Source organism: Bacillus sp. T-10(2022) (genome assembly GCF_056502895.1).
Genome location: NZ_CP113518.1, coordinates 2,408,997 through 2,430,393 on the forward strand (window position 1 = coordinate 2,408,997; position 21,397 = coordinate 2,430,393).

The 21,397-nt window shown below is 37.8% G+C and carries 20 protein-coding genes and 1 pseudogene; 20 read left to right on the forward strand and 1 reads right to left on the reverse strand.

The features are described 5' to 3' along the window. Positions 1 to 3 precede the first annotated feature (3 nt). The 15 genes from pxpB (at position 4) to OSJ91_RS11825 (ending at position 14,633) form a co-directional block, all read left to right on the forward strand. The gene (gene pxpB, locus OSJ91_RS11755; protein WP_485891640.1) at positions 4 to 762 is read left to right on the forward strand and encodes a 5-oxoprolinase subunit PxpB; all 759 of its coding nucleotides are present in this window, start codon (positions 4 to 6) and stop codon (positions 760 to 762) included. After that, on the forward strand, positions 759 to 1,754 hold the full coding sequence (locus OSJ91_RS11760) for a 5-oxoprolinase subunit C family protein (protein WP_485891641.1): 996 nt from the start codon (positions 759 to 761) through the stop codon (positions 1,752 to 1,754). Before pxpB ends, OSJ91_RS11760 begins: the two co-directional genes overlap by 4 nt. 786 nt (positions 1,755 to 2,540) lie before the next feature. Beyond that, a complete protein-coding gene (locus OSJ91_RS11765) occupies positions 2,541 to 3,623 on the forward strand; it encodes a hypothetical protein (RefSeq protein ID WP_485891642.1) in 1,083 nt (360 codons plus the stop codon). Then, complete coding sequence (locus OSJ91_RS11770; protein ID WP_350302375.1) at positions 3,610 to 5,778, forward strand: molybdopterin oxidoreductase family protein; 2,169 nt, start codon at positions 3,610 to 3,612, stop codon at positions 5,776 to 5,778. Before OSJ91_RS11765 ends, OSJ91_RS11770 begins: the two co-directional genes overlap by 14 nt. Further along, positions 5,779 to 6,339 (forward strand): 4Fe-4S dicluster domain-containing protein, encoded by a 561-nt coding sequence (locus OSJ91_RS11775; RefSeq protein WP_096338634.1) that lies wholly within the window; start codon positions 5,779 to 5,781, stop codon positions 6,337 to 6,339. Positions 6,340 to 6,350: 11 nt separating this feature from the next. Beyond that, positions 6,351 to 6,878, forward strand: a complete 528-nt coding sequence (locus OSJ91_RS11780) for a Rieske (2Fe-2S) protein (RefSeq protein ID WP_251539171.1) — start codon at positions 6,351 to 6,353, stop codon at positions 6,876 to 6,878. A 186-nt stretch (positions 6,879 to 7,064) separates the two neighbouring features. Further along, complete coding sequence (locus tag OSJ91_RS11785; RefSeq protein ID WP_485891643.1) at positions 7,065 to 7,376, forward strand: hypothetical protein; 312 nt, start codon at positions 7,065 to 7,067, stop codon at positions 7,374 to 7,376. Beyond that, on the forward strand, positions 7,363 to 7,650 hold the full coding sequence (locus OSJ91_RS11790; RefSeq protein ID WP_350302377.1) for a hypothetical protein: 288 nt from the start codon (positions 7,363 to 7,365) through the stop codon (positions 7,648 to 7,650). The genes OSJ91_RS11785 and OSJ91_RS11790 overlap by 14 nt, the downstream gene beginning before the upstream one ends. Continuing rightward, positions 7,643 to 9,148 (forward strand): nitrate/nitrite transporter, encoded by a 1,506-nt coding sequence (locus OSJ91_RS11795; protein WP_485891644.1) that lies wholly within the window; start codon positions 7,643 to 7,645, stop codon positions 9,146 to 9,148. Before OSJ91_RS11790 ends, OSJ91_RS11795 begins: the two co-directional genes overlap by 8 nt. Before the next feature lie 197 nt (positions 9,149 to 9,345). Beyond that, positions 9,346 to 9,996 (forward strand): sensor histidine kinase, encoded by a 651-nt coding sequence (locus OSJ91_RS11800; protein WP_485891645.1) that lies wholly within the window; start codon positions 9,346 to 9,348, stop codon positions 9,994 to 9,996. A gap of 88 nt (positions 9,997 to 10,084) precedes the next feature. Beyond that, on the forward strand, positions 10,085 to 10,738 hold the full coding sequence (locus OSJ91_RS11805) for a response regulator transcription factor (protein WP_101221836.1): 654 nt from the start codon (positions 10,085 to 10,087) through the stop codon (positions 10,736 to 10,738). Then, a complete protein-coding gene (locus OSJ91_RS11810) occupies positions 10,728 to 11,189 on the forward strand; it encodes a GAF domain-containing protein (protein ID WP_485891646.1) in 462 nt (153 codons plus the stop codon). Before OSJ91_RS11805 ends, OSJ91_RS11810 begins: the two co-directional genes overlap by 11 nt. Before the next feature lie 23 nt (positions 11,190 to 11,212). Next, on the forward strand, positions 11,213 to 12,940 hold the full coding sequence (locus OSJ91_RS11815) for a sensor histidine kinase (RefSeq protein WP_485891647.1): 1,728 nt from the start codon (positions 11,213 to 11,215) through the stop codon (positions 12,938 to 12,940). Positions 12,941 to 13,193: 253 nt separating this feature from the next. Further along, positions 13,194 to 13,952, forward strand: coding sequence for an IclR family transcriptional regulator (locus tag OSJ91_RS11820; RefSeq protein ID WP_485891648.1), 759 nt, complete (start codon positions 13,194 to 13,196; stop codon positions 13,950 to 13,952). A gap of 192 nt (positions 13,953 to 14,144) precedes the next feature. Continuing rightward, on the forward strand, positions 14,145 to 14,633 hold the full coding sequence (locus tag OSJ91_RS11825; protein ID WP_063576504.1) for a hypothetical protein: 489 nt from the start codon (positions 14,145 to 14,147) through the stop codon (positions 14,631 to 14,633). Between the two features lie 767 nt (positions 14,634 to 15,400). Here OSJ91_RS11825 and OSJ91_RS11830 read toward each other — a convergent pair. Further along, positions 15,401 to 16,387 carry a hypothetical protein gene (locus OSJ91_RS11830; RefSeq protein WP_485891649.1) on the reverse strand — a complete coding sequence of 329 codons (987 nt, stop codon included), beginning with the start codon at positions 16,385 to 16,387 and terminating at the stop codon, positions 15,401 to 15,403. A 477-nt stretch (positions 16,388 to 16,864) separates the two neighbouring features. On the opposite strand from OSJ91_RS11830, the pseudogene OSJ91_RS11835 reads away from it, so the two are divergent. The 5 genes and pseudogenes from OSJ91_RS11835 (at position 16,865) to OSJ91_RS11855 (ending at position 20,348) form a co-directional block, all read left to right on the forward strand. Then, a pseudogene (locus OSJ91_RS11835) lies at positions 16,865 to 17,595 on the forward strand (nucleotidyltransferase domain-containing protein). A gap of 540 nt (positions 17,596 to 18,135) precedes the next feature. Beyond that, on the forward strand, positions 18,136 to 18,486 hold the full coding sequence (locus tag OSJ91_RS11840; RefSeq protein WP_063576501.1) for an NKAP family protein: 351 nt from the start codon (positions 18,136 to 18,138) through the stop codon (positions 18,484 to 18,486). A gap of 240 nt (positions 18,487 to 18,726) precedes the next feature. After that, the gene (locus OSJ91_RS11845) at positions 18,727 to 19,065 is read left to right on the forward strand and encodes a hypothetical protein (protein WP_063576500.1); all 339 of its coding nucleotides are present in this window, start codon (positions 18,727 to 18,729) and stop codon (positions 19,063 to 19,065) included. 146 nt (positions 19,066 to 19,211) lie between these two features. After that, the gene (locus tag OSJ91_RS11850) at positions 19,212 to 19,694 is read left to right on the forward strand and encodes a hypothetical protein (RefSeq protein WP_063576499.1); all 483 of its coding nucleotides are present in this window, start codon (positions 19,212 to 19,214) and stop codon (positions 19,692 to 19,694) included. Between the two features lie 183 nt (positions 19,695 to 19,877). Further along, on the forward strand, positions 19,878 to 20,348 hold the full coding sequence (locus OSJ91_RS11855; RefSeq protein ID WP_485891650.1) for a DinB family protein: 471 nt from the start codon (positions 19,878 to 19,880) through the stop codon (positions 20,346 to 20,348). Positions 20,349 to 21,397 lie beyond the last annotated feature (1,049 nt).

Here is a 21,397-nt window from a genome sequence, read left to right on the forward strand (position 1 = left end):
CCTATGCCGGAAAAGCTTTTGAAAAAAACTGCATGTACACTTTCTCCATTGGGCGATTCCGCAATCGTGATAACATTCGGGAATGGAATGGAATACAGCGTTCACAAGAAAATAAAATTGTTAAAGGATTTGCTGGAGAATGAACCTTTTGCAGGGTTTATAGAATGTGTACCGGCTTATATCAATTTGACGGTTTTTTATGATCCACTCGTTATTTATAAGAATCAAAATAAAAGCAATGGTAGTGAAACCATTTCTCCCTTTGATGTGGTCCGTTCCATCTTGGAAATGAAATTACAGGATTTACAAGAAGATAAGAAACTCATACATCGAACGGTTACCATTCCCGTGTGCTATGGGAAGGAATATGGACCCGATTTGGAATATGTTGCCCGCTATAATGATTTGACCACTGATGAAGTCATTCATATTCATTCAACCGGGGAATATTTGGCTTATATGATCGGGTTCGCACCGGGTTTCCCGTTTCTTGGCGGACTGTCAGGGAACATCGCGACACCTAGGCGTTCCTCTCCCCGAATGACAATTCCGGCAGGGGCAGTAGGGATCGCCGGTAAGCAAACGGGTGTATATCCTATATCAACGCCTGGTGGATGGCAATTGATCGGACAAACGCCAACCAAACTATTTTTACCAAATGTAAATCCTCCAAGTCTATTACAAGCAGGGGACATTGTGAAGTTCCATCCGATTACGGATCAAGAATATAAAGAAATGATTACTAAGGAGGAGATACAGTGAGCCTGCGCGTAATCAAACCGGGAATATTGACTAGTATACAGGATCTTGGAAGAAAAGGATTCCAGCAACATGGGGTGATTGTAAGCGGGGCGATGGATGCACATTCGTTACGAATTGCCAATATGCTGGTTGGCAATGAAGAAGGAGAAGCGGCCTTGGAAATTACATTAATGGGGCCGACCATTAAAGTCGAGAAAAATTGCCTGATTTCGATAACGGGTGGAAACTTATCACCTACAATCGATAATCATGCTGTACCGATGTGGAGGCCCATTCTTGTGAAAAATGGATCGATGCTTCGATTTGCAGGGTGTAAATCAGGTTGCAGGGCTTACTTAACTGTAGCGGGAGGCTTTGCTATTCCTGAAGTAATGGCCAGTAAAAGCACATATCTAAGGGCTGGGATTGGCGGCTATATGGGGAGGGCATTAAAGGCTGACGATGTCTTGGAGTTTAATGAACCTTCGAAAAATCTTGGTGATCGGACGTTCAAAGGTTCATTTTCCTTCCCAAAGTGGTTTGTCAATGAGAAGGAGTTCATGCCAGGAGGAAAAGCTCTCATCCGGTTCATCGATGGAAGCCAATATGAATATTTCACAGATTACAGTAAAGATAGTTTTGTAGCGGGTGCCTTTAAAGTTTCCAATCAATCCGACCGCATGGGATATAGATTATCGGGCCCTACACTGAAATTAAAGGATAATGGGGAGTTATTATCTGAAGCGGTCACAAATGGGTCCGTTCAGGTTCCTCCTGATGGAAATCCAATCATTCTCCTTGCGGATAGCCAAACAACGGGGGGGTATCCTAAGATAGCTCAGGTGATTACGGCAGATTTACCAAGTATCGCTCAGGTTAAACCAGGGGAATCCATACAGTTCTCAAGGGTGGACTTAAAGGAAGCTGAGCGGCTTTTCCTTCAAAAAGAACGGCAATTGAAGGAATTGCAAGTTTCGATTTCCTTGGCCCTGAACAAATGGCTGGATATATAATTGCTTCGATAAAAAACGCAAACGATGAGAAAGTACTCTTAATGAGTGCTTTCAGGCTGTAGACAAACTCGATGGAAATCGAGTTTGTCTACAGTTTTTTTTGCTTGTACAAATTTGACGTTGATTGGAACGTAGGGCACTCGCCTTCCGCGGGCGGTCAGGGAGCCTCCTCGGCGCACTTGCGCCTGTGGGGTCTCCCTTGGACTCGATATTCCCGCAGGAGTCTCGCACACCCGCTCCAATCAACTATGTTTAAAAAATTGGATAGAACTCCTTTTGCCTACAGTCTTTTTTGTTTTAAAAGGGAAGTTTAAAAGTGGTTCGGAATTTTTTAATTCCGCCCCCCTTTTGTCTGCAAACTGAAAGTACTCCTAAAGAGTGCTTTCTTTTTTGTTTCATTAAACAAAGTACATGATAAAGACGTTTCCTTTCTACCCTTTATCCAATGCTGTCTTTAAAAGATGACTTTTTTTGCTGGACCCGTTTTGCAATTCGAAAGGGAGGAGAAGTTGGGATGCATTTTTTTCTCCAAAAAAATCTTGAAATATTGAAACCTAACATCCTCATGCGTACTTATTTACATTATTACCTCATTCCCAATAAAGAAGTGAGGAAATCGGTATGATGAAATTCGAAGTAATCAACATTCTGGCATCTTAATTTTTGTTTATTTTCAAAAGTTAAGGGGATTTTTCCAATAGGATGGGGAAGTTCCCCGATATCGAACAATCAGGCAAGATCTTACAATAAGAGTATGGTAATTGTTTGTAATGAGGAGGAATAATAATGCAGGCAAAAGTCGCCGTAAATCAAAAAACAGGAAAATCGATTGATGATGCTTTTGCATCACATTTTGCCAAGTCTATGTTTCTAGCAGTTTGCGGACTTGTATTCTTATCATTTATAGGTGCGAGAATGTTTACACATGTGGATTTAAACCTTTATGGCTATATGGTGGGGACGTTTATTTTTATTGGGGGTTTCTTTTACAGATTTATCGCATGGGGAGAAAGGCCGCCAACAAAGGTTTTTATAAAAAAAGGAATCAAAATTCTCTTAAGAAGATCAACGCCCAAAACAACAGTCGAACATTTAGCAACATACAATTTCATCTGGAACAGGGGGATTTACCGATGGACTCAGCACGTTCTAATGGGCTGGGGCTGCATACTTTCCTGCTTCGTGACCTTTCCTCTAGTATTTGGATGGATGTACTTCACAATGGACGACAACGGTTACTACAACATCATCGCTATGGGGATCCAGGTAATGACAGTGCCAGCTGATGGGCTTATTGCGACGTTATCATATAACGCACTGAACATTACAGCAGTGATGGTCATTTCCGGTGTATGCATGGCCCTTTATCGCCGTTTGAAAAATATGCAGGCAAGGGCAGAGCAACAATTCATGTATGACTTCCTTCCATTATTCATGCTGTTATTGGTCAGCGGTACAGGACTGGGACTAACCTTCATGAACATTTTTATGCATGGTGCAGGACAGCCAGCCATGTCCCTGATACACCAATGGTCAGTCATCATTACATTGATTTATCTTCCGTTCGGAAAACTTGCGCACATACCTTTCCGCCCATTGAGTGTATTTGCAAGAAACTACAGAGAGCATTATGCGGAACAATCCATGAAAGGATGCAAAGTATGCGGTAATGAGTTTGTTTCAACAGAACAATCAAAAGATGTCATAGAGGTTCTCGGCAGGAATGATATAGAATTTCAAGCGAAAGAAGGCCACCATCTCGCTGAAATGTGCCTACCTTGTCGAAGAAAATACAGGATTGCCCAATTTTCCGGGTTCCCCATCCATGATGTAAAAGTTAAGGAGGCAAACCAGGATGCAAAAGGATAAGTTTTTTAAAGCAGAAAGTAATGTGATACACCCGAATGAAACATTGGTCAAAACCCATTGTGCTTATTGCGGAATGCAGTGCGGAATGAATTTAAGGGTAAATGTTGCGACGAATAAAATCATTGGGGTTGAACCCCGTTATGACTGGCCTGTAACCGTTGGGAAAATGTGTCCAAAAGGGGTTACAGCTTACCAGCAGACGAATCATGATGATCGTATTTTAAAACCGCTTATTCGTGATGATGCATCATTAAAGGGAACAAAGGAAGGTTTCCGTGAAGCAAGCTGGAATGAGGCGTATGATTTAATCGCAAATAAGTTCAGGGAACTTCAAGGTAAATATGGAAAAGATTCATTATCCGTTTTCAGCGGGGTATCAATGACAAATGAAAAATGCTATTTAACAGGGAAATTTGCACGTGTTGCTCTTGGAACTCGCTACATTGATTATAATGGCCGATTTTGCATGTCGAGTGCAGCCGGGGGATTCCTTCGTTCTTTTGGAGTTGATAGAGGTTCAACATTACCCTGGACTGATATTCATGAAACGGATTGCTTATTTATTGCAGGTAGCAACACAGCAGAATGTCATCCGACTTCTATGTTCCGAGTCTGGAACGTTCAAGAAAGAGGAGGATACATTATCGTGGCAGATCCCCGTGAAACTCCTATTGCGAGAAGAGCAGATGTGCACCTTGACCTGAAACCGGGAACCGATCTTGCCCTTGCTAATGGAATCTTAAATTTATTAATTCAAAATGGTTATGCGGATGAAGGGTTTATTAATAATCATACAAACGGGTTTGAAGAAACAAAAGAGCTTGTACGAGAATTTACACCGGAATATACGAGTGAGCTTACAGGTGTGGCACCGGAAAAAATTATTCGCGCAGCAGAGATTTATGGGAAATCACCGAATGCAGTTGTGATGTTTGCACGTGGAATCGAACAGCAGCAAAAGGGTGTTGACAATGTATCTGGATATACAAACTTGGCGCTTGTGACAGGTAAAATCGGACGGCCCAAGTCTGGTGTAGCGACATTCACTGGTCAAGGAAACGGACAAGGGGGACGGGAGCATGGCCAGAAAGCCGATTTATTGCCAGGATACCGTAAAATTACAAACCCTGAACATGTAGCAGAAGTTTGTAAAGTATGGAAAATCACTCCGGAAGAAATGCCCCAGCCGGGTGTTTCTGCATATGAAATGTTTGAATTGATGGAACAAAAAACGATTCGCGGATTGTATCTGCTATGTTCTAATCCTGCAGTATCTGCGCCGAATCTGAATTTCGTCAGAAGTGCGATGAAAAATCTTGATTTTATGTTGTGTTCGGATTTCTATCTTTCTGAATCAGCAGAGTTCGCGGATGTGATCCTGCCATCTGTAACGTGGTCAGAAGATGAAGGAACAGTTACAAACCTTGAAGGAAGAATTATTAAGATAAATAAGGCACAAGAACCAATCGGTGAATCTAAGCCCGATTGGCAAATACAAGTAGAACTTGCAGAACGTCTTGGAAGAGGAAAATACTTTTCCCATTTGAAAACAGCAAAAGATATAGCTGATGAATTCAGACTGGCTAGTAAAGGAGGATATGCCGATTATTATGGTGCTTCATGGGATAAAATCGACAAACAGGACGGAGTATTTTGGCCTTGTAAGGATGAAAATGATATGGGAACGCCGCATATGTTCCTGGATAAGAAATTCTATCACGCAGACGGCAAAGCGAAAATTTGTGCGCTTCCTTACCGTCCCCCTGCTGAGGAGCCAGATGAAAAATATCCACTTCGTTTAACAACCGGGCGTGTCGTTTACCACTACTTATCTGGAAACCAGACGAGAAGAATCCAGTTCCTGCGTGATATGTGCCCGGAGCCATACGTCGAAGTACATCCGGAAACGGCAAAAAAATACAATATGGACCATGAGGATAACGTCCGCCTGTACACCCGAAGAGGCGAGGCAATCTATAAAGTGAAAATTACAGAAGCAATTCGTGAGGACACTGTATTTGTTCCATACCACTTTGGGCACGAGCAATCTATCAACCTATTAACCATCGCAGCACTTGACCCAATGTCCCGTATGCCGGAGTTTAAGGTCTGTGCGGCTCAATTGGAAAAAGTCGAAATAAAGAAGGTGCAATAAATGAAAAAGAGGCTCTACTTAGAACTTGAAAACTGCATAGGATGCCGGTCATGCCTTGCTGCTTGTACACAATGCGGAGGGCATGAAGAGCGGAACAGGAACTACGTTTATGATGTAAACCCTCTGGTCAATCGGCAGACGATGCCTCTTATGTGCCTCCATTGTGTGAATCCGGCCTGTGCAAGAAGCTGTCCTGCCCAGGCAATCCAAATACATGAGACAGGGGCCGTCTTATCAGCTCTCGTTGAAAAATGTATTGGCTGCCAAAACTGTACGATTGCTTGTCCATATGGCATACCAAAATTTGACACTGAACAAAACTTAATGTACAAATGCGATTTATGTATCGACCGGACAAAAAACGGTATCCCGCCAATGTGTGCAAGTGTTTGTCCATCCAATACACTTCAGTGGCTCACCGATGAGGAAATTGGAAATAGAAAAAAACAATTTAATCTAGATAATGGAAAATGGGTGACTAGCCTGCCTTATCTTGAAAGTGAAACGAACGTTAAGGTAAATCTGCCTGGTATTTTACAGGGAATTGAAAAGCTATTTTAGGAGGGATTTATATGCCGTCGGATAAAAATAATAAAATCCCCTTTAATGAAGATAATTACACCCATAATATTGAACGGGATAATGAAAGAAAGCTCGACAGACGAGGGTTCATGAAAACATTAGTGGGAGCTGCAGGAGTATTCGCGATTTCCTCCCTTCCTTGGGGAGCGATTGCGGCTAAAGAATTGATGGGACTTGGGGAAAAGGAGTATCCTCACAAAAAAATTACCGATGTAAGCGGACTTGCAATTGGTGACGCAGTGGAGTTTAAATTTCCAGGGGATCATGATGATGCCATTTTGATCAGATTGTCTGAAACGAAATATGTAGCATATCAAAATGCATGCACACATCTTCGTTGCCCGGTATTTTGGGTGAAAGAAGAAGGTGAAATGATCTGTCCTTGCCATCATGGGAAATTTGATGTTGAAACAGGTGCTCCAACTGCCGGACCGCCAAGGAGGCCCCTGCCTGAAATTCAAGTGAAAGTTGAAAATGGCGCAGTATACGCTGTAAGGGTGAAGCGTTATGAAGTTTAAGTACATCGGTGTCGCGTTGCTTTGTGCCTTCTTGATGATGAATATAGTATTTACCCAATTTATGGTTCACCAATTTTATTATGAAAATTATATAAATGTACTAATATTTGGTGGATTGAACATTGTTGTGTTTCCCTTAGCGTTTTTTACATATAAAAAAACCAAATACGAAAAGGCGTGAATCAAATGAACAGTGAAACATACTTTGATTTTTGTTTTGTAAAAGAAGCATCTGGAAATTTTGCTGCTGAAATCGATAAGCTCCTTTCAGACCTTTTTAAAGATGTCCGTCTTAACTGGTATTTAGATGAAAAGTCAATAGATGGGGCCGATATTGTAGTTGCCGAAGTAAAGGGAATGAGCAATTGGGGGTCTGTAGTGGAAACAATTGAATTTATCGAGAATCATGCAGAAGATACATTCTGGGAATATTTGCAGGGTTTTCAAATGAATGTTTACACGGCAAAGAGAGGATGCAATACCTGTGGAACACATTAAAATAGAAGATATACAACCATTAATATTGGAAAAAGCAAGTGTAGCCATCTTAGATGATGATGGCCAGGGTAAAGCTCCTTTCGTTTCTAAAACGATTGTTAAGGTGAAGCTTTGTCCTGACATGACACATCTGCGTATTTACTTTGATGACATAAATTTTTTCGCTGTCCCGTTGATATCCAATGTGACTAAAAATGAAAATGAGTGGTCAGCTTTTGACGAAAATGCGAGATTACAATATGTAATTAGAAGAGAGAGTGGTCAGGATGTTTAGAAAAATTCAGCTTCCATTACAAACCTTAAACCTCGTTGTAGGATTTATGGTGTGGGTATTAATTTCGTCCCTGCTGCCTTTTATTAAAGAAGATATCGCAATACAGGATGGTCAGCTTGCACTGGTAACAGCTGTTCCTGTTATTTTAGGATCTATTCTTCGCATTCCCCTTGGCTTTTACGCCAATCAGTTCGGGGCCAGGAAAATTTTCCTGATTAGCTTTATATCGCTGTTATTCCCTGTTTATTATATCAGTATTGCGGATTCTCTTGCTGATTTGTTGATTGGAGGGCTATTTCTTGGTATTGGGGGAGCTGTATTCTCTGTTGGAGTAACCTCTTTACCGAAGTACTACCCTAAGGAACGCCATGGCTTTATAAACGGAATTTACGGTGCAGGAAACCTCGGAACGGCTATATCAGCATTTGCAGCACCTGTTGTAGCTACGAAGTTTGGCTGGTCAACAACCGTACAGCTTTATCTTGTGATTTTGGCGGTATTTATCGCAGGTAACTTCCTATTAGGGGATAAAAAGGAACTGAGAGTAAAGACACCGCTTTTAGAACAAATTAAGGGTGTCTACAAAAATGAAAAACTATGGCTGCTAAGCTTATTTTACTTTATAACATTCGGTTCTTTTGTTGCATTTACTATTTATCTGCCAAACTTTCTTGTAGCGAACTTTGGATTGGATAAAGTTGATGCAGGTGTAAGGACAGCAGGCTTTATTGTTCTTGCCACTCTTATGAGACCTATTGGCGGGTGGCTTGCCGACCGCTTCCATTCTCTTATTCTGCTCATGTTTGTTTTTGGAATTTATACGATTTCAGCAATGATCCTATCCTTTGCTCCATCAATTGGCTGGTACACATTTGGCTGTTTAAGTATTGCTCTCTGTGCTGGAATGGGAAATGGTGTTATTTTTAAACTGGTGCCGATGTATTTCCAAAAGCAGGCCGGTATTGTGAATGGAATTGTGTCCGCAATGGGAGGTTTGGGAGGATTTTTCCCGCCGTTAATTCTATCCTTGTTATTCAATATCACAGGACATTATGCAATCGGGTTCATGGCATTGTCAGAAGTTGCCCTTGCAAGTTTGATTTTAGTAGTCTGGATGTATTTCCAAGGTAAAATGGACCTTGCCAAAGAAGTGATTGACAATACAATAGAAGGCATTTTGATCACCGATACCAATGGTAAAATCATTTCAGTAAACCCTTCGTTTACAAGGATTACTGGCTATCAGGAAAATGAAGTAATTGGAAAGAATCCTAGTATACTTAAGTCAGGTAAACAGCCTCAAACTTTTTATGAGGATATGTGGAAATCTATTGAAAAAAATGGTTTCTGGCAAGGTGAAATCTTGAATAGCCGAAAGGATGGACAGCAATATCTACAATGGCTGACAATTAGTGCAATAAAGAATGATGCTGGGGATGTTGTTCAATATGCCGGAATGTTTAGTGACATTTCAAGTCATAGAGTGAAGAAAGCATAAAATGAACTGCGCGCATGAAATTATTAGATTTGAAGGCTGAATGTAGTTTTCAAGAACAAGAAGTTCTAATGCTAGGTCTCTGGTGGGAAAGAAGGTATACGTCAGTGTTCTCACCACTCTGCCGAAAGTGTAATCGGGAGAGCATGTCGCATTTTGAATGGCCAATAATCAGCGACTATTGAAGAAGGAGGGTGGGAATGAATACTCAGCCACTTAAAAACAACATCAGTTCTTATATCATACAAACACATGAAGAAGAGATTAAAAGAATTGCCATGGAGCTTCATGAAGGTGTGGGGCAGTCCCTTTCCAGTCTCTTTTCCGGAATGCAGCTCATTGAAACGGCAATCGAACAGCCTGCCATGAAAATCTATGCGGGTGATATGAAACAGCTATTGGAGAAGGCAATACAAGAAATCAGGCTTTTGGCTGTAGAATTGCATCCTCCTACCCTTACGACTTTTGGGCTTATTTCAGCTATAAAAAGCTACATAAAAATATATACTTCAACCTATGGAATTGAGGTTGAGATGGAGAATCTGGGAATTGAATCGCAAATCTCTGATAGAGACAGCATTACACTTTTCAGAGTCTGCCAAGAAGCATTGGTGAATATAGCAAGGTATGCTGATACAACAAAAGCAAGTATAATATTCAAATGGAAAAAAAGCTTGTTATTAATTATGATAAAAGATTCAGGGAAAGGGTTTGAGGTTGAAGCCGCCATGAATAAGTTGAGCGGGCTTGCTGCCATGTGTGAAAGAATGCATTTGATTGGCGGGAATTGTACCATTTTTTCAAAAATAGATGATGGGACTTCTATAGAGATTTCTCTGCCATTATATTAAAATGCTAAACAGGGGTTTGCGAATTGTGCAATCCCCCTTGTTGTTTCATATAACGATACAAACACGAACAAAGTTAGGGGGAGCTGCTTTGATAAAAATTTTGCTTTGCGATGATCACGCAGTTGTAAGAATGGGCTTAAAGATGCTATTAAACAATCATGCTGATATGGAAGTCATAGGGGAAGCTTCAGAAGGGAACGAAGGAATAGAACGAGCACTAGAGCTTCAGCCTAATGTGGTAGTCATGGATTTAAGCATGCCTCATGGGAAAGATGGCTTATCGGCTACTTCCGAACTGAAAAAACTAATGCCTGAGGTAGCCATATTAATACTTACCATGCATGATGATGATGAATATTTGTTCAGAACTATTCAAGCCGGGGCTTCAGGATGTATTTTAAAAAGTGCACCCCATGAAGAATTATTGGTAGCCATCCGATCATTATCGAACGGAAATGCTTACCTTCATCCATCTGCTACAAAAAGGGTAATGGAAGAATATTTAGGCAGTGTGAAGCAGGGAACCGCTGATTCTATCAATCTGTTGTCTGACCGTGAAAAAGAGGTACTTACGTTGATTGCGAAAGGGTTTTCCAATAAAGAAATTGCCGGACAGCTTGTCATAAGCGTGAAAACGGTTGAAAGCCATAAAGGAAACCTAATGGAAAAGCTCAAGATGAAAACAAGGCATGAACTTGTTGCATTCGCTTTAAAAAAGGGGTTATTAGGGTATGGAATTTAACGGGGACAGTAAATCGAAAGAGGATCAACCATTTAAAAAAGCGTGTGAACATGTATTAGAAGAAATGAATGGTGATTTTGTAGGCCTTGCTTTACAAAACAGAAATGGTCCTGACATAAGCTGGCATAATGCCGCCGGAAACAGAAATGATAAGTACAAAAGGATAACTGTTCGATATGGAAAAGGAATAGCAGGTAGGGTCATATCAACGGGGATGCCGATGAAAATTGAGGGTTTCCCCAATAATATCCACGGCAAAGCTTTAGATTATCCCATTATGCTTGCGGAAAATCTCAGCTGCGCCTTCGCAGTTCCGATTCAATTTAAAGGTGTTCCCAAGGGGGTATTATTAGTAGGTAAACGAACAGCTCAGCCTATTTCTGAAAGCGACCAGCATAAGATCCTTGATGCAGCGAATAAACTGGAAAAGGAATTGAACAGCTCAATTTAACAGGGCAACAAGGAGGATTATGTATGGACTTGAATAAACATTTGGAAATGGAAAAAGGGGTTACGCCTGGATCTAGCGATGCGACAATCCTTGTCAATGAATCTGGAGTCATCTCTTTTGCGAATCAACAGGTATATGAAAACTTTGGTTATGATCATCATGAATTGAACGGGGAAAAGCTTCTGAATCTTATACCAGGGGCAAACCTGCAGCACAGCGGGGAAGGGGAGATTATCCACCAGTTGGGGATCCACCGGGATGGTCATGCTTTTTCGCTTTTTTTCAGGGTGAACTCCTTTCAGCTTGCGAAAGAGCTTTATTACTTAATTGTAGTCCATAAAGTGAAAGACCAATCACGGATTAACCAGCAGCAATCCTATCCGATAAATGAACTGGTTGATTTAATTTACGCACTTGATGAATCAACGATTGTTGCATTTACGGATGAAAAGGGCAAGATAATAAACTTTAATAAGAAATTTTGTGAGGTATCCAAATATTCAGCAACAGAGCTTATCGGGAAGGATCACCGAATTATTAATTCAGGTTATCATTCAAAGGAATTTATGCAAGAACTTTGGCGAACAATTTCATCAGGAAGTGTTTGGCGGGGTGAAATCAAGAACAAAGCGAAGGATGGAACTTATTATTGGGTGGATACCACAATTGTCCCTTTCTTAAATGAAAAAGGGAACCCTTATAAATACCTGGCAATTCGGAAGGAAATTACCGAATATAAACGAGTTTTAGAGGAATTAGGGAAATTTGTAAATAAAATGGCCGATTTCCAATTTGCTTTGGATGCTTCCTCAATTGTAGCAATAACCGATCAACGAGGGACGATCAAATATGTCAATGATCAATTTTGCCGGATTTCAAAGTTTTCAAAAGAAGCGCTAATCGGACAGGATCATCGAATTATTAACTCGGGATTTCATTCGAAAGAGTTTTTCGACAATCTTTGGAAAACAATATCATCAGGGGAAGTATGGAAAGGCGAGATTAAAAATAAGGCCAAGGATCATACTTATTATTGGGTGGATACGACAATCGTTCCATTTCTTGATGAGTTCCAGAAACCTTACCAATATTTAGCGATTCGATATGAAGTAACCCAGCGTAAGCTTGCGGAAGAAGAGATTCAGAAAATGACCGGGAAAATCATTGATGTGCAGGAAGAAGAAAGAAAACGCATTTCCAGAGAGCTTCATGATGATATCGGACAAAACTTATACAGCCACCTCATAACGATTAACAGACTGCAGACAGAAATGGATCATCCCCTGTTAGATCAGATGCAAGATGAAGCGACCGAAATTATCGAAGCACTCCGGCATCTATCCTGGGAATTAAGGCCATCTGTACTTGATGATCTTGGACTGTTCCCTGCCATTCGCTCTTTATTGGGGCAATTTTCAGAGCATCATCATATCAAGGTCCATTTTGAATGCTATTTGAATTGCCGTCTGAATACAAACAAAGAAATTACCATTTACCGTATTATTCAAGAGGCATTAACAAATATTAGGAAATATGCTCAAACCGAAGAAGCTACAGTGACGATCCAGGAAATAGAGGAAGAAGTTCGTGTAGAAATAGAAGATAATGGAAAGGGCTTTGATTTAGAAAAAGTTACCCGTGGAGTAGGCTTATTCAGTATGGAGGAAAGAGCCAGAGTTTGCGGCGGAAACCTTATCCTTCATTCTCGTGAAGGGAAAGGGACAAAAGTAATATTGAAAATGCCTTTGTAGTGGATGGATTTTCGTAATGATCAAGTTACTTAATCCGCTAAACGCTTCAGCATATCCCATCAATATTCGTTCTATGGGCTTGCGGGATGATAAAATGATACGATCAAATTGAAAATAATGCCGGAAAATCGAATGAGAGTCAGAGCATTCCCGAAATAACAATGAATACGGTTATTTTCATTACATCCTTTCTTCCATGTTTTATAATAGAATGATAGTTAAGGAAAACATGTATCATGAAAGGAGACATTGTATGCAGGCACATAACAAAACGGTCGTGAAATCCATGCAAATCCTAACCCTTTTCATAAATCATCCAAAACTGACCTTTAATGAAATGATGGAACTTTCCAATTTGCCGAAAACGTCGTTACACCGTATGGTGGGATCATTGGAAGAAATGGGGTTTTTAACAAAGGACGATGATGGCCACTATTCACTTGGACTTATATTCCTGCAGTTTGGTCAACTGGTTGGGGAGCGTTTGGATATCAGGTCAATCGCCTATCCCATCATGAAAGACCTGCGGGATGATGTTGAAGAAGCAGTGAATTTAATTGTGAGGGATAAGGATGAAGCGATGTATATTGAAAAGGTGGACACCCTGCACCCTGTTCGACTTTATACATCCATTGGAAGGCGTTCGCCATTGTATGCTGGAGATTCTCGAATCATCCTAGCGTATTTGCCGGAAGAAGAGCGTGAAAATTATTTGGGAAGCATTCAATTAAAACCAATCGCCATTGGAACGATAACGGATAAAACTGAACTCCGTCACGCTTTGGATGAAGCGAAAATGAATGGTTACACGATAACTTCATCAGAACTTGAGGATTATACAAAAGCGGTGAGTGCACCGATACTCAATGGTAAAGGTGAAATAGTAGCTGGTATTAGTGTGGCTGGGATTGAAGCAAGATTTCAGGAAGATCGCTTGCCTGAATTGATTGACAAAGTAATGAAAGCTGCCAAAGCCATTTCCGTGAAACTTGGTTCTCAAACACATTGTTAAGTAACAAAAAAGTCGGCAAATGACAAAAATGTTGGAAATCGGACAAAAAACCCGGAATTTTACAAAAAAGTCGGAAACTAACTCAATAATCTTTATCGACAGTAGTTATTTCGATTAAGAGATAATTGACGAATTCAAAGAACCCTGACAAAAAGATTGTAGGGGGTATTTGGGTATAAGGGAGTGTATTGAATGTATTCACAAAATTTAATTGAAAGTATAAAAAATATGGATAAGAACGATTATGAGTTTTTTGAATCAACAGCATTCGAATACCATTTTAATCACCTCAAAAATCATAGGCTAAGAAAGGCTGATTTTAAAATACAATTGCAAAATTTTATTTCAGGTGAAACTACAAAGATTTCGTTTCAGAATTTTGATTCTTATCTATATGCATTAGATCAACTGACTGAAAATGGCTCACAAAAAGCTCTTCAACACGGAATAAAAATAACAAAACCATTAACTTGGAGACAGTTGTTTTTAAGAATCACAACAGATATTCCTTTACCAAAAAATATGAAGAGTGACCACCTTGATGATGTGAATATAAAGGTTTTGAAAAGTATTTTCCAACAACTTCTCTCAATTATTGCTTCAAGTGATAAAAATGAAACTGGAAGAAAGTTAAGGGGATTTGATGAATTTTTGAAGGTTTTCAGAAGTAATAACAATTAGATGTAAATTAAGGGTGCAATAAATGTAAAAGCCTAAAGAAAAGGGTATGCTATTTCACTTAACAGGTGTTTTATACCATATCTCTAATTAACTATAGGGTAGCGTACTAGTCTGAATCAAAGAAAAAGAAAAGTATTACTTTGCATTAATACTTAAAAGGCTAGGCTGTTCACTAGTAGATATTGAATATTATGGAGAAGTTACCTATATCCTTCTTGATGCTGTAGAAGAATAATCAGAGTTTTATGATTTTTCAAAAAAGGTGGTTAGGAAGATGGCAAAGCAATAATAATGAAAATATCGTGTGTTGTTCTTTAGTAACTTTAAATCCATAAACGATAAATTCAACTCAAATCTAACGAATAATAAATAAGAAATTCAGCAATTACTATGCCTCAATAGGTGAAACCGGGGTTTTATTTTGCTATCTTTAAAATTTATCCTCTATTGGGTTATGAAATTGGTGTTTGGTGTATTTAGTCTAGCCAATTAGTTGTGAAAGCCTTTTTCTATTATAGACAAACGGGTGCTTTACTTCAATAAGGAGGTTGCTGAACAACTTTTTCTTATGCAACGCTCTTAAAATGTGGAAGCAGTAGCTTTTAATAGTTGATAATGATGAATGATATTACATATACTGTAATTAGACTGTAGAAAGTCAATTGGTATTTTGCCAATGAACGAAGCCACCCCAATTTGCTCACCAGGCAGGGGTGGTTTTTTATCAATTCTTTTAGCAGAGTGTTTTAAGACGAGTTTTTCTTAGTTCAAACCTTCTTAGCCAACGTATTTAAATCCACATATACGGAGAAATCTCGTTTAATTTTTTCTAGGTAGGAAGCTTTGTTGAATGCAAAATCATACATTTTATCGACAAAATAAGATTCATCATCGTAAATGATACTATCAGCAATGTAATATTCATTTATATTTTCATCCAACACGACTGGATTCCCCACTAAAGCAACTTCAATAATTTCTTCTTCATTATCCTCCAACATTGCTTTTGCAAGCCTAGATATCGTTTCCGTATAGAAAATTTCATCATAAAAGATTGTGTCTTCTGGTAAGTCCCAGCCAAATAAAGAACCAAACTCTTCTTCTACTCCTTTATTGGTAACTATAGTTTCAAAAAAACTTTCCATTTTTACCGCGTACACGTTGTTTGAAACTTTATTTAAACGCTCTATGACCCAATTTAAATGTTTTATGATTTCAGCCTCTTTATCAAAGCCAATGTATTTTAAATAATCATTATACTCATCACCATTAGGTAGAAAGGATTCAATATGCCAACCAGGATCCATTTCAAACAATGGGATATAATATTCCCCAGCATTGTAAATCGCACCAATGTATTCATCTCTTTCTAATGCTACTTTGATAAGATTCTTAAGGTTCTCCTCGCGCTCTATTATTTGCTTACTGTCATATACTTTCTTTAAATCAAATTTTATATCGTATTTTTCTCGGTACTGTGTAAAATCTTGAGATTTTAATATTAAATTAAATACTTTTTCTGACAAAGACGCATTGTAATAGAACTCTGGGTCAGGTGATTTTACCGTATTATTAGAAAACACAGCTTTCTCCGAATCATACTTGTAAATCACACTATTAAAGATATATTTATTACCTTGCCTTGCTATTGTAACCCAATTTTTAGTGCTGTAATTATCTCGGTCTAATTCAAATTTAACTGTATAAAATTTGCCTTTCTTATTTTGTTTAACAACTAAATTTTTAATCTCCACTTTTTTCTACACCTCTAATCTATGAAAGAAAAAGAGCATATTTTTAATGACAAAGAGAGAAGGTTTATCTTCCAAAACCGCTAACAATGCCCCTAAGATACGCTCCTGAAAACGGGAATATAAAGTTCGTGTTGCATTTTTGCAAGCGTAAGACACGCAATAGTCAAAACTATCGGTGATGTAATTTATGATTAGGATTCATTAATTACTACTCTAACTATACTCATAATTATGGCTAATTGAATAAATTTCTCATTTTTTTACTCTCTTGGCCCAGAGGGTCATAAGTTAAAGGATTTCCTTGTTGAACTAACGGGTGCTTTACTTTAATAAGGTAGGTTGTTGAGGCATCCTTTTTCTTACGGAGCTATCGGGGCAGTTTAGTTGAAGAAGGATCATCACTTTTTAGAGGTATCCTCGCTTTAAAATCGAAATGAATAAATAGTAACTGAAAATTCGTCTTCGGAGGTGAAGGTAATGGAAGATTTTAAGAGGTTAAACCCAATTGAAGCAGCACAACAGTTTATCTTTAAGCATTTTCCAAATTGCCAAGGAGCTCTATTAGCTGGGAGTGTCGTTCGAGGTGAAGCAACAGAAACATCGGACCTTGATATTGTTGTTTTTGATAAAACCCTAGTTCACCTTACAGAGAGTCATTAATTGACTTTGGTTGGGCTATAGAGGTTTTTGTACATAATTTAACCTCGTATAAGCATTTTTTTGAAAGTGATTACGAAAGAGCAAGACCTTCTATGCCCAGAATGGTTTTAGAAGGAATTATTTTAAAAGATGACAGAATAATAGAATCCATAAAAAAAGAGGCGAAGGAAATATTAGAGCAGGGTCCAAAGAAATGGTCAGATGAAACCATTAAAACAAAGCGATATTTTATAACTGATGCACTAGACGATTTAATAGGCTGTACAAATAGAGCCGAAGAAATATTTATTGCTAACACATTAGCTGAACTGGTTAGCGAATTTTATTTAAGAACAAACCTTCAATGGATTGGTGCTTCAAAATGGATAGTACGTTCATTAAAACAATATGACTCGAAATTCGCTGATCATTTTGTTGATGCCTTTGATGTTTTATATAAGACAGGTGATAAAAATAAAGTTGTACTATTAGTTAATAAGGTCTTGGAACCATATGGTGGACAGTTGTTTGATGGCTTTTCGTTGGGCAAAAATCAAGCTGAATTATAAACGAACTTGTTCAACAAAAAGGTGGCGTTAGTTGAGAACCGGGGCTGCCATTTGGTGGCCTTTTTGATGAACTAAAGGGGCAGTTTAGTTCAGTACAGTTTATAATACAAGTAGACTTTGATTTAGATAGAGGAGATAAAATAATGCGTTATTTTTTATGAAAAGAATTTTGGGATGACAGAAATAAACCTATTCTGTTTATACAATGGGGATTGACAATCTTTGCAATAATATTATATTTCCAAACTTATGACAGTATAGATTATTTTGGAATTATAAGACTAATTGCAGGGATTATCACCCTTCTAATAGGAATTGAAAACTACATTGTTAAAAAAAGAGAATATATATTTTGGTTCATCCTAACGATAATGTTTTGTGGAATGGGGATAGACATTTTACTGAACTAACGGGTGCTTACTTCAATATGGGAGTGCTTAGGCAGTTCCCTTTCTTATGGCACTAACGGGGCAGATTAATTTAACAAGAAAAGTGATAAACGGACAGGTAAATAAATTTTATAGAGAGGAAGAGAGAACTATGAAAAGCAAAAATTCTTTGGAAAAGTTCATTTTGGGTGAAAAGGATGAAGGTATAATGACGAAACTTGGATTATCGCCTGAACGGATTGAGAAAATACTAAATGATGATAATGATGATTTCGATAGGGAATTTGATAGAATCCGAAAAGAAAATCAACAATATACATTGAATGAGAAATTAGAAAGAGCTATAAGTAAAATGTCTGAGTTTATTCGGGATAAAAAGGAGAACCCCACAAAGTATCCTGATTTCGAAGATAATGACTTGGTTGTTATTTTTAAACAGGCTTTAAGGGACTCTGAATTGGAAGTTATGAAAGAGTTAATGGGAAAGGAAGGATTAAAGTAAAGGTAATTGTATAGGTAGTCCAATATACCACCTATGATTATTTGTTTTGGTGAATATATGGATTTCGTATTAAAATTTATATGGTGGTTAATGAACTAACGGGTGTTTTACTTCAATAAGGGAGTTGCTTTGGCAGCTCTTTTTCTTATGGAGCTAAAGGGGCAGGTTAGTTGAACAAGCAGGGAAATTCCGGGTGCATCTTGAATATTGGATTGATGAAGTTATTGCGGGGGAATGTATATGAATAAACTTAATGAATTGTATAGGGATATGTTATTTTTGCTGTTTGGAATAAAACCTAAAAATGCAGGATGGACATCATTTTCCCAATTGAAGATTGTCCCGGACTATATAGTTGACTTGGAAAAAGGTCAAGTAACAGGAGTAGTAAAACATAACGAAAAGGTATATTTGACTGTTATTGTAGATGTTCCTAATAAAAAAACTGTTGTAAAAGGAAGTCTTAGAAGAATTCTTAAACATACTAAACCTTTTAAAAAGCACAATTACATAGAAATTATTAATGATAAGGCTGAATATTTTATTGAAAACAAAATAACAAATCCTAAGGAACATTAATAAGTTCTTCAACTAACGGGGAAGGTTATTTCTATAAGAAATTGGATTATTATGGTATGGTGTTTAGGTTATTGTTTTCAACACTATGTAAGGGTGGATAATTTAATGATTCGAAATTTACATCCATCTTTTAGGAGGGCAGGCCTTTGTTTTCTTTGAAAAAGATCACAGTGGGACTCCTGCTTTTAGGTAGTCTTGCTGCTTGTGAGACAGAACAAGTCAAACATACTGAAAAGGTAGATACCCAAGAAGGAATAACTAAGGAAGAACCCACAAGAACTAACAGCGTACCATCTTATGAAGTAACCAAGTATCATATTTACGGCGGTTGGATGACAGATAAGACATACATAGTGATTTCATCTAATGGCGATGAGCTAAAGTACGAAAATATCAAAAAGAAAAACGAAAAAAAGGATATCAGATACTTTAAATTAGCAGAATCCACGGGACACAAAATGATTGCGGTATCATACAGCAAAGAAAAGACCAATCGGACTTCATTTATAACTTTAGAGTTAAACAAAGATAGAAAAGAATTAACTATCACTATGCCGAACGGAAAACCGGTCACCTACACAAAAGCAATGATGGATCCAGAAGAGTTTAATCCTGAATTTGAGTGGTGAAAAATTATCCGGAAAATGGTACTGAACTAAAGGTGCAGGTTAGTATAAGTTCTTTAAAGATCTGTGACGACGATCAGCTCTTTTTCTTATGGAACTAAAGGGGCAGGATAGTTGAATAGAGGGTAAAGCTAAAATTTAACTGCGAACCTATATTATTATTTATTTGAAGTAAAGGAGGATAAGATGAATACGTATTGTAAGAGTGCATTGAATCAAATTAAAGTGGCTGTAACGACAATTGTTGAGATGATAGAAAAGTTAGAAGAAAATGACTTACAAAAAAGACCTACACCCAATAAGCATTCAATTGGAGAGCTGTTAGAACACATTGCTATTATTTGTGAAGCTGATTCGCTTATATCGGACGGGGCATCCCAAGACAAGATGGATAAATTTTATTCAAGTGTTTCATATAAAAGCCTATATGAGATGAAAGAAGCTATGATAAAAAATCATCAATTTTTAGAAGATAAATTTATGAATTTTACAGAGGTCGAACTTCAAGAGGAAATTACTTCTTATTGGGGTGTTACATACTCACGGTATGAATGGTTGATAGAGATTGTAGCTCACGTTTATCATCACAGAGGGCAATTACACTCTATGCTTGTTCATTGTTATGGGATAGATCCAAAAGTTCCATTATTTGAATAGATTTTACTATTCAACAAACGGGTGCTTTAGCTGAAGATGAGGGCTTTCTTTAAGGCAGCTTTTTCTTAATGCAACTTTTTCTTAATGCAACTGTTTAGTATGAAATAATTGTACCAAAAGAGTGATGAATGAATTAGAATTTATATAACGGAAAAAAGAGTTTTAAAAAACAAAGGGGAATTTACTATGAAATTTACAATTGGAGATTTGCTACTTTTTCTTCTATGAGCACTTTGCACAATTATTTTTAATATAATTAACCCTTCTAATTATATTGGCGAATTAATACTCATTGTTTTACTTGCGGGTCTTGGAGCGACAATAGGAGGATATTTTAGAAATAGAAAAAAGAAGAGGTCTTTTCTTAATGAACTAACAGGTGATTTCCTTCAATAAGTCAGGTTGCTGAGGCAGCCTTTTTCTAATGGCACTAAGGGGCAGGTTCGCTCCACAAGAGTTATAATAAAACTACAGTGATTATATGTCATACAGGAGTTCAACAATCTAAAGTATGTCGGTAGCCAGTTCCTAATTTGGCTAACATAGTAGGGTATATTAGGCGGTGTTTTTTTATGGGATTATTTTTTGAAAAAAGAGAAAGTACTACACCATTTATACTGATTAGACATTTGATGATGATAGCAATGGGCTTAATATTACTATTAGGTTTAATTACCGATTTAACTTTAATTTCCTAAAATATATAATTTTTTTATCAGGAATTGGTTCAATAATAGATGGCTTTGAATGGTTTTTTAAAAAAGAAAATAAGAAGCAGATGCTATTAGATTTTGGTATGGCGGTTATATGGTTCGCAGGATTTTTGGTATTGCATTTTTTATAGATCTAACGGGTGCTTTACTCCAAATAAGTTAGTTTATTTTCAAATATAATTACTTTAGGGGATATGCAGAGTGGGAGAATTTATTAGACAGTAGTTTTAGTTACTGGCATTACGTTAATATGGGCAGGAATATTTTATTTAACAAAGAAAAATTACCAAAACCAAGATGAAGGTCTAGAATTTTTAATAAAAATCACCCCTTTAC